Source organism: Bacillus sp. BP-3, from assembly GCF_028401955.1.
In the GTDB taxonomy this organism is placed as follows: domain Bacteria; phylum Bacillota; class Bacilli; order Bacillales; family Bacillaceae_G; genus Bacillus_A.
In genome coordinates this window covers 355860-371674 of sequence record NZ_JAQOTJ010000001.1, presented here as the reverse complement: position 1 = coordinate 371674, position 15815 = coordinate 355860, and the positions used below count along the sequence as shown (strand labels likewise).

Below are 15815 nucleotides of genomic sequence, written 5' to 3'. Positions count from 1 at the left end.
GCATTCAACCTCCACATTTATGATGTTGAACTGCTTTTTCATACGTCTGTGCAGTTGTTCTTGCAATTTCACCCCAATTATAGTGAACAAGAACATCTTCATATCCTTTATTCGCGACGCGTTGAGAAATTTTCGGCTGTTCTATAACCCATATTAATTTCTCACTCAAACTTTGCGAACAACCTGGTTGCATTTGAAATCCATTCACACCATCTACAATGATCTCTTGCAGACCGCCCACACGCGAAACTAAAACTGGCCTCTTTGCGAGCATCCCTTCTAATGCAACAATCCCAAAAGGTTCATACAAGCTTGGAATTAATAATACATCACACCTTTGAAGAAATGCGCGCTGCTCTTCTTCTGTAATATGACCGAGAAAATGGATAGAATGTTGCAGTCCCATCCCCTGTACAGCTGCACGATATTGCTCTAACATGGTTCCTTGACCTGCAATAATGAATAAAATCTGCGGGTACCGCTCAATAATATGCGGTGCCGCCTCAATAATGGTATAGAATCCCTTCTCATTCACAATACGGCCAATTGAAAATACAACCAATCGATTCACTAAATTATAATAATTTGTGATTTCTAGCGAAGGCGTAACCGCATGGAAAAAATATTGATCAATTCCATTAGGATGCACAATAACAGCTTCACTATTTACTTCGAAATCCCGCACAACTTCACCTTTCATAAATTGACTACAAACAATCACAACATTAGATTCTTTTACTAGTTCTTTTTCATGCATATGTATTTTCCATTGCAATGATGTATAAATCCCACTATTTCGTCCACGTTCTGTTGCATGAACCGTTGTGACGAGAGACAATTGTTGCTGCTTTTGCAAATCCATTGCACAAATAGCAACAAGCCAATCATGAGCGTGAATCACATCAAACGCGTAAACTTTACATAGTTCTTGTGCATGAGCAAGCATAGACTTGTTTAACTGAGCAATCCACTCATAAAAATGGTACTTTTCGCGATAATCAACTGCAACACGATGTACATGTACATCGTGTACCTTTTCATATATCGTACATTGCTCTTCGTGTATCGTTACTACATGCACATCATGTCCATTACGCGCAAGAGCCCGTGATAATTCATACACATGCCTTCCAAGACCACCTACCATCATCGGGGGATATTCCCATGCCAACATTAAAATACGCAAAGGCTCCATACATCCCTCTTTTCTCTTCATATAGAAGACTAAAGTGAAACTTCCTTTCATGAACGCCTTTCTCATGAAAGGTTAGTTGAACCAATCGGGTTCTTACGGATGGTTTGTTTTTCTCTTTGCCCGTAATTCTTACCAGCCGACAGAGCGGGACATCCCACTCAAAAGTAAGCGTTTTCTAATAATTCCATTATAATCCATATTATCATTGCAATAAGAAAGTAACAATGGTACTTTTTCGTCATATTTTGACTAAAAAAAGAGGAATGCTTTTGCATTCCTCTCGTAATAAATTTCATCCCGCATCAGCGGACAGTAAGGCACCCACTGCTGGAAGTTTCACCTTATTCATTTAACAAATAATGCTTTCCTTTTACAAGATAAAAAACATTTTCTGCAATATTTGTACCGTGATCTGCTACTCGTTCAATATAGCGGGCAATAAACGATAGTTGTGTAATTTGTCCAATGGACTCCGGCTTATTTGGAATAGAAGAAATAAATTCACGAATTGATTTTCCATACAGTTCATCAACTTCATCATCCATCTCAGCAATCTTTTTCGCATATGTTAAGTTTTCTTCTCCATAAGCTTGAATCACATTTTGCAACATATCTAATGCAATTTTAAACATATTTTCAAGGCTTTGTAATGAAACTGGAAGCTCTTTTTCTCCAAGACGAATAGTTGACTTAGCAATATTTACCGCATGATCTGCAATACGTTCTAAATCTGTTGCCGTTTTAATCGAAACAAAAATTCTTCGTAAATCACTAGCAACAGGTTGTTGTTTCGTAATGAGCATTAAGGCAAAATCATTAATTTCTTCTTCCAAATTATCCATACGGTAATCACCATCGATTACCTCAATTGCTTTCTCTACATCTCTTGTACGCAATCCTTCCATTGCAATTTCAAGAGCTTGTTTTGCTAATTCACCTAGTTCAATAACTTTTTGCTGTAATGATTGTAAGTCATATTGAAATTGTTCGCGTACCATGTTGTTTCCTCCTTCATTCGTTCCACACGTACTTCCGTATAAGACAAGGCCTCAAACAAATACGCTTAACCGAAGCGCCCTGTAATATAATCTTCTGTTCGTTTATCAGTTGGAGTTGTAAATAACTTATTTGTATCTGTATATTCCACAACTTCTCCGCTTAAGAAGAAAGCTGTTTTATCAGAAATACGAGCTGCTTGTTGCATATTATGCGTAACAATTACAATACTGAAATCTTTCTTTAACTCCTGAATTAACTCTTCCACTTTTAATGTAGAAATTGGATCTAATGCTGATGTTGGTTCATCCATTAAAATGACATCTGGTTCAATCGCTAAGCAACGCGCAATACATAAACGTTGCTGCTGTCCACCGGATAATCCGTATGCATTATCATGTAATCTATCTTTCAATTCATCCCAAATCGCCGCACCGCGCAAACTTTTCTCAACAATTTCATCCAACGTTTTCTTATCTCGAATACCATGAATTTTCGGACCATACGCAACATTTTCATAGATTGATTTTGGAAATGGATTTGGCTTCTGGAATACCATTCCAACATGCGTACGCAGTTCTTCAACAGGATAAGATTTATCAAAAATATTGCGGTCACGATACTCAATTACCCCTGTTGTCCGGACAATTGGCACTAGCTCAACCATACGATTTAATGTTTTTAAATACGTAGATTTTCCGCACCCACTCGGTCCAATAATCGCTGTCACTTCATTTTCATGAATGCTTAAATTTATGTCTTTTAACGCATGGTCTTCCCCATACCATAAGTTTAAATTTTTCGTATCAAATACAACTTTTTTTGTTTGCGGTTCTGCCTTTTCTTCATTTTTCACCTGAACTTTTACTACTGTAGATACCATTTTGAAAATCCCCTTTCATCCAGTCCTTCTTACTTACGATTTCGCAGCCATATTGCAAAAGTATTGATAAACAATAGCAGTACGAGTAACACAATAATTCCAGCTGCTGCTACATGTTGAAACTCCTCTTGCGGCCTATTCATCCAATTAAAGATTTGAATTGGTAAAACTGTAAATCTATCCATTACATCAAGCGGTACATAGTTTGCAAAAGCAAGTGCCCCAATGACAAGTAGCGGGGCCGCTTCTCCAATCGCTCGAGACAACGCTAAAATACAACCTGTTAAAATCCCTGGCATTGCTGCTCTAATCACAACATGGTACATCGTTTGCCACTTCGTCGCCCCCACTCCATAAGAAGCTTCTAGCAACGATTTGGGTACAGAGCGCAGTGCTTCTTGCGCCGCAACAACAACCGTTGGCAAGACGAGCAGGCTCATCGTTAATGCCGCTGCCAATATACTTTCACCTAACTGTAAGCCATATACAAACATTGTTAATCCTAATAACCCAAACACAACTGATGGTACTCCTGCCAACGTTTGAATGTTGACCTCAATTATTTTTGTAAACCATGATTGTTTTGCATAGTATTCTAAATAAAGGGCTGTTCCTACTCCAAATAAAAACGAGGTAGGAGCGACAACACTCATAAATAAAATCGTTCCCGATAAAGCCGCTGCAATCCCAGCTTGCTCTGGATTTCGCGATGCAAAACGAATTAAAAAATCTAATGAAATATATGTTATTCCTTGTTGGAAAATTTGGTATAGTAAAAAAAACAATATACAAAGTGAAAATAACATCGCTATGCGAAATACGGTTTTATATACACGATCTTTCCAAAAGCGCGGAGGCATATGTTCTTCTATGTTTCGCTCATTTAGCATTCGCATATTATGTTGCCCCCTTAAAACGACGCATAATACGCTGTGCAATCATATTCATAATCAACGTAAACATAAATAGCGTCGCTCCGACAGCGTACATGCTGTAATAGGTCATTGTTCCATAAGGAGCATCTCCTAAGCTAACTTGCACAATATACGCTGTTAGCGTCTGTATAGATTGTGTCGGATCTAACGCTAAGCTTGGCGTCGAACCACCTGCAATGACGACAATCATCGTTTCTCCAACCGCTCTTGAAGCAGCTAGCACAATTGCCGCTAACACTCCAGTAAAGGCAGCTGGTAACACGATGTGCTTTGTCGTTTCAAAACGAGTGGCGCCAATTGCAAAAGAAGCCTCTCGCGCTTTATGAGGAACAGCTCGCATCGCATCTTCACTAAGAGATGCAATCGTCGGAATCATCATAATACCAATTACAATCCCTGGACTAAGTGCGTTAAAAAACTGTAAATCTGGAACGATGCGCTGCAAAATAGGGGTGACAACTGTTAAAGCAAAAAAACCGTATACAATTGTTGGAATCCCTGCCAATAGCTCTAATGCGGGTTTTAACACCTTTCTTGATGCATTAGACGCATATTCACTTAAAAACACCGCACAGCCCAATCCAATCGGAATTGCAACAATCATGGCAATACCAGTAACAAGCATCGTTCCATATATTAGCGGCAAAATACCAAACTTAGGATTTTCAAAAAAAGGAAGCCATTCTTTTTCTGTAAAAAAGGAAATTATTGATACTCTTTCAAAAAACATAAATGTTTCATTTGCCAAAGTTATAATAATCCCCATTGTTGTAATAATAGAGATACTGGCGATTATTCGTAACACAAAAGGAACCATTTGATTGATTCGCTGTGCTTTCTTTCGCTTGCCTGTATTTCTTTCAATCAAATGTTGAACAGAAATCGTAACATGACCCTTTTTATTACGAGCCAAAGATGAAAACCCCTTTCCATCTTGACATTATTTTTGCATTTCTGTTAACATTTGCAGCTGTTCATTATATTTATATTGCGGCAACTTCACATATCCAATCTCTTCTACAAGCTCTCCAGCATGCTTCATCATAAAAGATACATAGTTTGCCACACTATTGTTTGCGCGGATAGAAGCGTTATTTACATATACATAAAGCGGCCTAGACAACGGCTTATATTCCCCAGATTGTATTGTTTTTTTCGCCGGAGAAATACCGTTAATTTTTACGGCCTTTACTTTGTCACGATTCGCAGCATAATAAGCATAGCCAACAAAGGCAATTGCGTGTTTATTACTCATAACACCTCTTATTAAAACATTGTCATCTTCGGATAATGTAACTGTTTTTGTAATCCGCTTTTGTTGCAACACTACACTTTGAAAATAATCGTACGTACCAGAATCTATGCCTGGTGCGTAAAATTGTATCGTTTCATGCGGCCATTTCGGATGAATTTGCGACCATTTTTTCGGCGTTTCACTTTCACTCCATACCGTTTGTAATTCTTCTATTGTAAGATTATCTGTCCACGTATTCTCACGATTCACAATAAGCGTAAGACCGTCATAAGCAATTTGAAATGGTGTATACGTAATATGGTGCTTCTTAGCAAGCTGTTCTTCCTCCCATTTCATTGGCCGAGAAGCATTTGTTATATCCACTTCTCCTTTTCCAAAACGATGAAATCCGCCTCCCGTTCCAGATATACCAATAGAAAGTTTCACATGAGGTTCTCGCTTCGTATACTCTTCTGCTACAGCCTCCATAATTGGAAAAATTGTAGAAGATCCATCCATTTGTACTTCTCCTACCATACTAGCGGCGGAAGCAGGTAACGTATGAACAGATAAACAAAACAGTGCTATGATAAAAACCATGGTGTTTGCTCTATTACGTTTCACGTAATATTTCCTCCTAGGAGCCTCCTGCTAACAGGAGTACATATATAAGAATAATGTTGAACTATTAATGCGGTTTTAATAGTTTGTAAAAGTTTTGTAAATATAAGTTAAAAAATCGAAAGATAAACCCTTTTCTTTTTAAATGCGCGAGAACATCTGGCCATGCATAGAAACGGTCAGGGCCTTTTCCTGTCTCGTGCAACGTTACAACAAAACGGATATATATACACGTATTTACGCGCTATTCTCCATCCCTCCTTTTGAAAGTAAACACTGTATATAATGTTCCTTTAGGCTTGTACACTTCTATCATCACTATATGCGACATATATATAAAAAAGCACACTATCTTCACAGATAGTGTGCCAATCTTACACATTTTTATTCTTCATTTGTTGTTTTCTTCGTATCTTCTAATGTTCCAGTATTTCCGTTTGCTTCTTGCTTTTTCAAATCGAAATATGCGTCCGTAATTCGGCGTGCAATTCTTTTACTTACTGGGTTGTGATCATCGGTAAGCCACGGAACAACAACAGAGAAGGCAACTTCCGGATCAGATGCCGGTGCATATCCAACCATCGTTAAGTTATATATGTCTCTATCACCTAACTTTGCTCTTACTTCTTTTGCATTTGGACCAGCATAAGACGCTTGTGCAGTTCCTGTTTTTCCTGCCGGATCATATGTCGCACCAGCAAAACCATTAGGATAACCTGTTCCATAGCCTGTTCCTTGTGGTGTTTGCATTACCATTTTAAAGCCCTCTTGAACGCGGTTAATGTACTCATCTTTCATATCTACTCGATTTAAAACAACCGGCTCCACCGACTCCACTACTTTTCCTAACTCTTCAGGTTTTGAAGTCGGAGTGCGAATTTCTTTTACAACCTGTGGTTTCATACGATAACCACCGTTAGCAATTGTTGACACATATTGCACCAATTGCAGCGGTGTATACGTATCAAACTGTCCGATTGCTAAATCGAGTAACTTACCAGGTTCTCTTACTGCGTTTCCTTTTACTCCTGCCATTTCATTTGGTAAATCTATTCCCGTTGGTACTCCAAGACCCAATTGACTAAAGTTATAACGCATTGTATCAAAAGCTTTTTGTTTAATGTTTAATGTACCATTCGGCACATACGGAGCATCAGCAATTTCCATTGCAGTTTTAAACATATATACGTTTGAAGATCGCTGCAAGGCAGTTAAGTCATTAATTGGTCCCATTCCCGATCCAGTCCACGATTTTTTCACTTTCGTACCTTTAAATACAAGTGGTTCATCGACAAGTACTTGCTCCGGTTTAATAGCTTCTGTTTGATATCCAGTCAAAAGAGTCGCCCCTTTTACAGCCGAACCCATTTCATATGCACTCGTCATCGTGCCAAGTGCATAATCTTTTATAACTCTTTGTCCATTTTCTTCCCCAAACTGTTTACCAGCCATTGATAAGATTTCTCCGTTTTTCGGATTCATCATCACAACAAACGCACGGTCCATATACTCCGCTGAGCCTGAAGCCTTTGCTGCTTTCATTTCTTCTTCAATAATTTGTTCAACTTTCTTTTGTAGCTCCATATCAATGGTCAAATTTACATTCTTTCCACTTTCTCCTTTAGAAAGATAGACAGTCTCAAGAATATTTCCCTTTTGGTCCGTAATATTTTTCACTTGTGCTTTCGTACCGTGCAATACATCTTCATATTGCTGCTCAAGATAACTTTTTCCGACGCGATCATTTCGGTTGTAATCACGAACTAAATAATAGTCGATATTCTCTCGCGGTAATCCTTCATCAGAGCTTGTTACACCGCCAAGTACAGTGCGGAACATATCTCCATAAGCATAGTGACGATCCCAATCAACTGTAGTGTCTACCCCTGAAAGTTTCGCTAAATTCTCACTAACTACAGCATATTCTTCAGGTGTAACATCTTTCTTAATAATTTGCGGCGTCATTGCATAGCCGCCTTCCATCTTACTCTTAATGGCTAACACTTCTAAATCTTGAGAAGTTAATTCATTTAATTCTGCTTCTGTAATACGATCAAGCTGACGTTGTGCCAATTGTTTATCAGTAATTTTTTTCGCTTTAAAATCAGCGTCATCTTTTTTCGTAATTTTCGCTTTTGCCCGTTTTTCATTTAACAGAATCCAAAAATCTTTTTTATCTCGCTCCGTCAATTTATCTGTCGGTACATCAAGCAGCTTTGCAAGTTGTTTTGCTGTTTCTAAACGTTCTTCAGGTTTTGATTCCTTCGTTCTTGTATACGTAATCGTTCGAAGTGGTGTATTATCCACTACTGCACGGCCATACCTGTCAAAAATCTTCCCGCGCGGAACAGGGGTACTTACCGTTAAGTTTTCCTTCCTGTTTACTTCATTTTTATAATCTTCACCATGGACAATCTGTATCATACCTAATTTGACAATTACTGTTGAAAACAGTAAAAACACACAGAAAAACAACACGTTTAACCGAAATGGAACGTGGGTTTTCTTCTTTTTCTTTTTCTTACTCATACGGACCCCCTCTGCCAACAGCTTTGTAAGCGGAAAGGGACACCTTCTTCAGGTGTCCTCGCTACTGTCATATATGTTTTACCATTTTAACATAAAATGCCGCAGAAGTTAACCTTCTCCTTCTGTTGTATTTTGCGTCGTTTGTACAGCTGCAAGTCCTGCATGGCATACTTTTTCATCATCATATTTGACATTTCGAATCGCAAAATAGATAAGCAAATGTCCAGCACCTAATATTAATAATAAGATAGGCAAGCTTTTTTCTGCCGGAAATAATGAAACAGCTAGTAAAAAACTTAAAACCGAACAAATTCTTCCTCCGTTTAGCCATAGTTCACGAACAACAATATATTCTACTCGCCGCTCCTTTGCTTGTTTAGCTCTGCCTATTATATCATATGTCATTGAACCATATGGAACAAGAAGAATTGGATACGCTATGGCAATACAAGCTGCATAAATAAGTAATTTCGCATACGTGACATGAAAGACAACTAAAAATACAACTGCATATAAAATAATTCCACCGAGTAAAATGGCTTGTTTTCGCCATTCCTTTTTCAATACGCGCGCTACTATATAATAGCAAATGAAAGAAACAGCGGAATTTACAAGTCCATATTTCCCCAGTGCTAATTCACTACCGGAAGCCATATACACATATACAGAAATAACAAATATAAATGTCCCTTCTCTAAGCCCTTGAAAGAAATGAGCAAGCGTAATTCTTCCCCAGTTTTTATTATTTTTTCTCTCTTTCATTACTTCAACAATTTCGTAACGTCCTTCACATTCACGTTTTGTCAGAAAAAAACTGACAACGATTGCAATGGTAAATAAGGTTAAAGATAGGAAAAAAACGAACGTATACCCATTCCACTTTTCCATACGTGAAATGATAAACCCAGATGCAATTGGACCAATCATACCTGAAAATGAGGTAAGCAGTCCGAGAAATCCGTTAAAAAAGTCACGTGTCTCCGGCTCTGTAATTTCAAATGTTAACAAATTAAATGAGAGCCAGTAAAATCCATATCCTATCCCAAGTATGCCACCAATAAGTAAAATATGCTGCGAAGCATTCGTTCCCGTCAGTAATACAACAATAAAAAAAACAGCTAATGTTGTTACACCGATGCGAAGTAAAATCGTACGATCTACTCGTTTCGCTAGTTTTCCAGCAACAAGAAAAGTTAGCGGCTGTAAAACAACGCTTGCTAAATTATAAAAGCCAATATTCATAAAATCCTTCGTTTGCTTCCATAAATAAATATTAACAAACGTATTAGACAACGAAATGGCCAACGTATATAACCCGCCAATTATGAGTAATAAAACTAAATCACGATTCACCTCAACATCGCCAACTAAATGTTTCCATTTCATATAAACTCTCCTTTACTTCATGTTCTAGTCTTCCAAAGAAGGTCACAATTATGTAAAGAAGAAAAACGGAAAGTGAAACTTTCATTAGTAAGCAGTTTTCTCACTAGCATTGAGGTAAGCCGATCCGCACCCGAGAAAAAGAGCAAACAAAAAAACTAGGAGAAATATCCCCTAGTTTTTACAATTATAATTATTTTGCATCTTGGTAACGTTTTTCAACCGCATTCCAATCTACAACGCTCCAGAAAGCATTGATGTAGTCAGGACGACGGTTTTGGTAATGTAAGTAGTATGCATGCTCCCAAACGTCTAATCCTAAAACTGGAGTTTTTCCTTCCATTAATGGAGTGTCTTGGTTTGGTGTGCTTGTTACTTCTAATTCACCATTGTTTACAACTAGCCATGCCCAACCAGATCCAAAACGAGTTGCGCCTGCTTTTGCAAACTCTTCTTTAAATGCATCGAAGCTACCAAATTTCGCTTCAATCGCACCTGCAAGTTCACCTACTGGTTGTCCGCCGCCATTTGGAGAAAGGATTGTCCAGAATAAAGAGTGGTTTGCATGTCCACCACCGTTATTGCGTACTGCTGTACGAATTGCTTCTGGCACTTCGTTTAGGTTTGCAACTAACTCTTCAATGCTTTTTTCTGCTAATTCCGCATGTCCTTCTAATGCAGCATTTAAGTTTGTTACATATGTGTTGTGATGTTTTGTATGATGGATGTTCATAGTTTCTTTGTCAAAATGAGGTTCTAATGCATCATACGCATAAGGTAAATTTGGTAATTCATGTTTCGCCATTGTTATATTCCTCCCATTGTATGTATTGCCGATAATGACTTGGCATACAAATCCATTTTACCCTAATTACATAAGGGTGAAAACAAATTTAGCGTATTGCCTCGCTAACATTAAAGTAGCAAATTTCCCATTTCTTTTCAAACGAAATGCTCATACATTTCGTAAAAAAAAGCTCCCTTCTACAAGGAAGCTTATCCGCCATATATCAATATGCGAAATGGATATGGACCCTGTAGGACTCGAACCTACGACCGGACGGTTATGAGCCGTCTGCTCTAACCAGCTGAGCTAAGGGTCCGTAAGTACAGCAGTGATCAACTATATGCTCTAGCCAGTTCAACTACGATGGAATGGATAATTATATGTAAAAATGTAAGATAAATTTACCATAGTAAAAAGAAATGTGTCAATTGTATTTTGACATACGACATGATATATCTTGTGATTCCTTAAAAACATACGTTACAATGAGATTATGAATCAATATATTTAAAGAAGGAAGTGAATGCATGTCCATATTTATACAACTGTTTAAAAGCTTATACGCACCAAAAGAAATGGCTCTTTTTCGTTTTCAAAAAATCGGAAAGACAATTCTTTACATAATGTTACTCTGCCTGCTTGCTACCATTCCAAAAACGATTTTATTTGGAAATTTCATTCAAGAGGGCGTTCATTTAATCGATCGCTCTGTCGAAAAAGATGTGCCTGATTTTAAAATTGAAAATGGTGAACTTCACGCAGACATTAGCAAACCAATTGTAAAAGATGAAACAGATTTTATTTTTGTATTTGATCCAAACAGAGCAGACACAAAAGCTTATCCAAACCGCGATGGTATATTCATTTTAAAAGATAAAATGGTTTCAACGGCACAACAACAAACACAATCCTTCCCATATAGTGATTTTGGAAATACAACTATTGAAAAGAAAGATATCCAAGAATTCGTCTCATTCGTTGATAACATCTTACCAGTTGCTATATTCTTAATTGGGATCTTTATTTACTTATTCGAACTATTTATTACATTTCTTGGTGTTACGCTATTGGCATTTATCGGCTCTGCAATAAGCGGAGAACGTAAATTATCTTACAAACAAGTTTGGACATTAACTGCCTATAGTTATACAATCCCAACTATATTCTTTATGATTATGGACCTATTAAAAGTGCATGTTCCATTCTCATTATTTATATTCATTGTTGTTGTTCTCATCGTTCTTTACTTAACAATAAAAGAAGTGCCAAAACCAAAAGAAAAAAATTCACTTTAAAAAATGCCTTCAAGGCATTTTTTTTTTGGACAAGCATATATTTCTCTACAAAGGAGTGGAAAAATATGAGAAGGCTTGGCACTGTCTTGTTACTACTTGTTCTCGGTTACGTCTTATACTATGATATGACAATTGGCACGTTACCGTTGCTTCATACATATTCCAAAACAAAAGAAACTTCAGCTAAAGTTTCAAATGATAAACAAAAAGGAAATACATCACTAACAAAATATAAAGTCATTGAAGTAAAAACAGGCGATACCGTTCTCTCTATTACAGAAGAAATTAATAAGAAAAAAATCCCTTCTATCGAAAAAATTGTTACAGACTTCAAAGACTTAAATCAAAACGATTCGCCAGCAAAATTACAAGTCGGAAAAAAATACAAATTCCCCCTCTATCCGTAATAACATCACATAATCCTTGTCAATTGCAGTAAGGCGCTGATACAATAGTAAAAGTGAAGCTATATAAATACAAATTGAAAAAACAACAGTCCTTTTTTAGTCGGACGAGAACATCTGGCCCATGCATAGAAGCAACTCATATGTTGAAAAATCAAAATGGATTTATATAGACATTTGGCTTCACTTGACAAATACTGCATACAATATAAATGTGTTTGTCTACAAAATAAGAAACTTCTTTTATAAGGAGAGCGATCTATTCGTGAATGAAATAACTCATCGTACAAAAACACGCCCTGTTAAAGTTGGAAATTTAACAATTGGCGGTAATAATGAATTAATTATACAAAGCATGACAACAACGAAAACTCATGATGTAGAAGCAACAGTTGCTGAAATTAAGCGTTTAGAAGAGGCGGGCTGTCAAATTGTTCGTGTAGCCGTTCCCGATGAGCGCGCTGCAAATGCAATTGCAGATATTAAAAAACAAATTAATATACCTCTTGTTGCTGATATTCACTTTGACTATCGTCTAGCATTAAAAGCAATTGAAGGCGGTATTGACAAAGTTCGTATCAACCCAGGAAATATCGGTCGTCGTCATAAAGTTGAAGCAGTTGTAAATGCTGCGAAAGAACGCGGTATTCCAATCCGCATCGGTGTAAACGCTGGTTCATTAGAACGTCATATTCTAGAAAAATATGGATATCCAACCGCTGATGGTATGGTAGAAAGTGCATTGCATCACATTAAAATTTTAGAAGATCTAGATTTTCATGACATCATCGTATCGATGAAAGCCTCTGATGTGAATTTGGCGATTGAAGCGTACGAAAAAGCATCTCGTGCTTTCAATTATCCATTACACCTTGGCATTACAGAATCTGGAACTTTATTTGCTGGAACTGTAAAAAGTGCAGCTGGTCTTGGTGCAATCTTAAGCAAAGGTATCGGTAATACGTTACGTATCTCATTAAGTGCAGACCCAGTTGAAGAAGTAAAAGTAGCGCGTGAGCTATTAAAATCATTTGGACTTGCTTCTAATGCCGCTACATTGATTTCTTGTCCAACTTGCGGACGTATTGAAATTGACTTAATTAGCATTGCAAATGAAGTAGAAGAATATATTTCAAAAATTAAGGCACCGATTAAAGTTGCTGTCCTTGGCTGCGCAGTAAACGGCCCTGGTGAAGCGCGTGAAGCAGATATCGGGATTGCTGGAGCACGCGGAGAAGGTCTTCTCTTCCGCAAAGGTGAAATTGTACGTAAAGTACCAGAAGAAACCATGGTGGAAGAGTTAAAGAAAGAAATTGATAAAATCGCAGAAGAATACGCAGCAAAGCAAGAAAAATAAAATGTAAAGCTGCTAATAAAAAAGCTTGTCAGTTTGAAAACTGACAAGCTTTTTATTGTGCACATTTCGGACAGCGTCCATATATTTCAAATTTATGTCCCGTTACTTCATATCCTGTAAAGTCTTTATTCATAAATTCCATTGGACACGATGTAATTTCCTTCGTTCCTCCACAATCTAAACAGATAAAATGGTGATGATGTTCTATAGTAGAACATTTGAAGCGAAAATGTTTTTCACCATTTAGCTCTGTCTGTTCTAAAATACCGATTTCTACAAACAGGGTTAAGTTGCGATAAATGGTATCAAAACTAAGTCCCGGATAATCACCTTTCATATTAGCTAAAACATCTCTTGCCGTTAAATATTTATTATGATTGGCAAACAAACGCAACATGTCTTCCCTTTTTCCAGTATGTTTATAACCCTTCTCTTTCATAAGGTGTAAAGCTTCTGTAAGATTCATAGTTATCCCTACTTTACGCAGTTTTTTTCTTCTTCCATAAGATTGCACCGATTAAAATAAGAACTGATAATACAACAATTGTACCACCTGGAGCAAGGTCAAGTTGATAAGAAGCTAACATGCCTCCGACTACTGCAATCTCACCAAACACAATGGAGAAAAAGATTGTTTGTTTAAAACCTTTCGCAATTCGAATACTTGCTGCAACTGGTAATGTCATTAACGATGAAACGAGAAGAATACCAACAACACGCATTGAAATCGCAATAACGAGTGCAACTAAAATAATAAAAATAAAGTGAATCCATTTTGCGCGTAAACCTGTCGCTACAGCGTATTCTTCATCAAAAGATAATAAAAACAGTTCTTTATATAATAATATAATGACAGCCACTACAATTACAGCAACGAATCCAATAATAAGTAAATCACTACTTGTAACTGCACTTACACTACCAAATAAATAACTAAATAAATCTGTATTAAACCCATTAGCAAGAGAAATGAAAATTACACCAATCCCAATACCCGCTGACATAATAATAGGAATTGCTAGTTCTTGAAAATGTTTATATACCGTTCTTAATTTTTCAATAAGCAGAGCGCCACCAATAGAAAATATCATCCCCATATATAGTGGATTTAAAAAACCGCCCGTAAATACGGTTTTTTCTAATAATAAACTGGCTGCAATACCTGATAGCGTAACGTGACTTAATGCATCCGCAATCAACGATAAACGACGAATGACAACAAAAACACCAAGCATCGGGGCAACAAGTCCTATTAAAATTCCAGCATATAAAGAATTGCGTAAAAAGTCATATTGCAAAAAATCCTGTATCATCGTATCCCCCCGTGATGCTCGTGATCATGCTCTAAACGATGAACATGATAACCATATAATAATGACATTTCAGCATCTTCTAACTTTTGGAACGCATCGACATTTCCGTGGAAATGAAGACGCTGATTTAAACAAGCAACATGTGTAACTTTCTCTGTCACAGCTCCCATATCATGAGTGACAAGAATAAGTGTAATCTCTAAACGCTTATTTAAATGTTCTAGCATTTCATAAAAACTTTCTACATTCTTTACATCAATACCGACAGTAGGCTCATCCAAAATTAATAACTCTGGATCACTTACAAGCGCACGTGCAATAAAAACACGTTGTTGTTGCCCACCAGAAAGCTCACCAATATTCCGGTTCATAAACTCACTCATTCCAACATCAGCAATCGCTTTTGTCACTTTCGCTTTATCCATCTTTGTTAAAAAGCGAAACAAGCCTTTCTTAGAAACGAGTCCCATCGAAACAACTTCAAATACAGTGGCTGGGAATCCAGAGTTGAAACTATTTGCCTTTTGGGAGACATAGCCAATTTTATTCCAATCTTTAAATTTTTTACTATCCATACCAAACAACCGAATCGTTCCTTGTTTCGGTTTTAAAATCCCTAATATACATTTCAATAATGTAGATTTTCCTGATCCATTCGGTCCTACTAAACCTAAAAAAGCTCCTTTAGGAACTTGCAAGTGAATGTCCTCTAACACATTTCGCTCTTCATAACGAAAGGTTAAATTCTCGATTTCTAATATATAATTCATCATACCTCACCTATTTTAATTCAGAATGATTCCGATTTATTTCTGTTTAAATTATATTATAGCTCATTACGAGTTGTAAACCAATCTGCCCTAAAATATACCTTTCATTTTAG

General features: G+C 37.0%; 15 protein-coding genes and 1 tRNA gene. 3 read left to right on the top strand and 13 right to left on the bottom strand.

Translation table 11 applies throughout. From position 1 onward, the window contains the following. Window positions 1-4: 4 nt before the first annotated feature. From PLX19_RS01940 to PLX19_RS01895, 10 genes are all read right to left on the bottom strand, one after another. Entirely contained in the window at window positions 5-1195 is a 1191-nt protein-coding gene (locus PLX19_RS01940) for a glycosyltransferase family 4 protein (protein ID WP_272186823.1), read from the bottom strand. A 341-nt stretch (window positions 1196-1536) separates the two neighbouring features. Next, complete coding sequence (phoU, locus tag PLX19_RS01935; protein WP_272186822.1) at window positions 1537-2193, bottom strand: phosphate signaling complex protein PhoU; 657 nt, start codon at window positions 2191-2193, stop codon at window positions 1537-1539. Between the two features lie 65 nt (window positions 2194-2258). Beyond that, window positions 2259-3074 carry a phosphate ABC transporter ATP-binding protein gene (pstB, locus tag PLX19_RS01930; protein ID WP_272186821.1) on the bottom strand — a complete coding sequence of 272 codons (816 nt, stop codon included), beginning with the start codon at window positions 3072-3074 and terminating at the stop codon, window positions 2259-2261. 29 nt (window positions 3075-3103) lie between these two features. Continuing rightward, window positions 3104-3970, bottom strand: a complete 867-nt coding sequence (pstA, locus tag PLX19_RS01925; RefSeq protein WP_272186820.1) for a phosphate ABC transporter permease PstA — start codon at window positions 3968-3970, stop codon at window positions 3104-3106. Between the two features lies 1 nt (window position 3971). Beyond that, on the bottom strand, window positions 3972-4922 hold the full coding sequence (pstC, locus tag PLX19_RS01920) for a phosphate ABC transporter permease subunit PstC (RefSeq protein WP_272186819.1): 951 nt from the start codon (window positions 4920-4922) through the stop codon (window positions 3972-3974). A 27-nt stretch (window positions 4923-4949) separates the two neighbouring features. Continuing rightward, window positions 4950-5843: a PstS family phosphate ABC transporter substrate-binding protein gene (locus PLX19_RS01915; protein ID WP_272186998.1), complete on the bottom strand. Its 894-nt coding sequence runs from the start codon at window positions 5841-5843 to the stop codon at window positions 4950-4952. A gap of 405 nt (window positions 5844-6248) precedes the next feature. Further along, entirely contained in the window at window positions 6249-8393 is a 2145-nt protein-coding gene (locus PLX19_RS01910) for a peptidoglycan D,D-transpeptidase FtsI family protein (protein ID WP_272186818.1), read from the bottom strand. A 108-nt stretch (window positions 8394-8501) separates the two neighbouring features. Then, entirely contained in the window at window positions 8502-9779 is a 1278-nt protein-coding gene (locus PLX19_RS01905; protein ID WP_272186817.1) for an MFS transporter, read from the bottom strand. 190 nt (window positions 9780-9969) lie between these two features. Then, the gene (gene sodA, locus PLX19_RS01900) at window positions 9970-10581 is read right to left on the bottom strand and encodes a superoxide dismutase [Mn] (protein WP_272186816.1); all 612 of its coding nucleotides are present in this window, start codon (window positions 10579-10581) and stop codon (window positions 9970-9972) included. 224 nt (window positions 10582-10805) lie between these two features. Beyond that, window positions 10806-10879: transfer RNA gene (locus PLX19_RS01895), tRNA-Ile, on the bottom strand. Between the two features lie 211 nt (window positions 10880-11090). On the opposite strand from PLX19_RS01895, the gene PLX19_RS01890 reads away from it, so the two are divergent. The 3 genes from PLX19_RS01890 (at window position 11091) to ispG (ending at window position 13619) form a co-directional block, all read left to right on the top strand. Then, window positions 11091-11858: a DUF1189 domain-containing protein gene (locus tag PLX19_RS01890; RefSeq protein WP_272186815.1), complete on the top strand. Its 768-nt coding sequence runs from the start codon at window positions 11091-11093 to the stop codon at window positions 11856-11858. 65 nt (window positions 11859-11923) lie between these two features. After that, window positions 11924-12265: a hypothetical protein gene (locus tag PLX19_RS01885; RefSeq protein WP_272186814.1), complete on the top strand. Its 342-nt coding sequence runs from the start codon at window positions 11924-11926 to the stop codon at window positions 12263-12265. A gap of 262 nt (window positions 12266-12527) precedes the next feature. Then, on the top strand, window positions 12528-13619 hold the full coding sequence (gene ispG / locus PLX19_RS01880) for a flavodoxin-dependent (E)-4-hydroxy-3-methylbut-2-enyl-diphosphate synthase (RefSeq protein WP_020062652.1): 1092 nt from the start codon (window positions 12528-12530) through the stop codon (window positions 13617-13619). Between the two features lie 52 nt (window positions 13620-13671). Here ispG and PLX19_RS01875 read toward each other — a convergent pair whose 3' ends face one another. From PLX19_RS01875 to PLX19_RS01865, 3 genes are read right to left on the bottom strand one after another with little or no spacing between them, the layout of a single operon-like run. Next, complete coding sequence (locus PLX19_RS01875; protein WP_098914927.1) at window positions 13672-14085, bottom strand: Fur family transcriptional regulator; 414 nt, start codon at window positions 14083-14085, stop codon at window positions 13672-13674. Between the two features lie 13 nt (window positions 14086-14098). Continuing rightward, a complete protein-coding gene (locus PLX19_RS01870; RefSeq protein ID WP_272186813.1) occupies window positions 14099-14932 on the bottom strand; it encodes a metal ABC transporter permease in 834 nt (277 codons plus the stop codon). Then, complete coding sequence (locus tag PLX19_RS01865) at window positions 14929-15702, bottom strand: metal ABC transporter ATP-binding protein (RefSeq protein WP_272186812.1); 774 nt, start codon at window positions 15700-15702, stop codon at window positions 14929-14931. The genes PLX19_RS01870 and PLX19_RS01865 overlap by 4 nt, the downstream gene beginning before the upstream one ends. Between the last annotated feature and the right edge of the window lie 113 nt (window positions 15703-15815).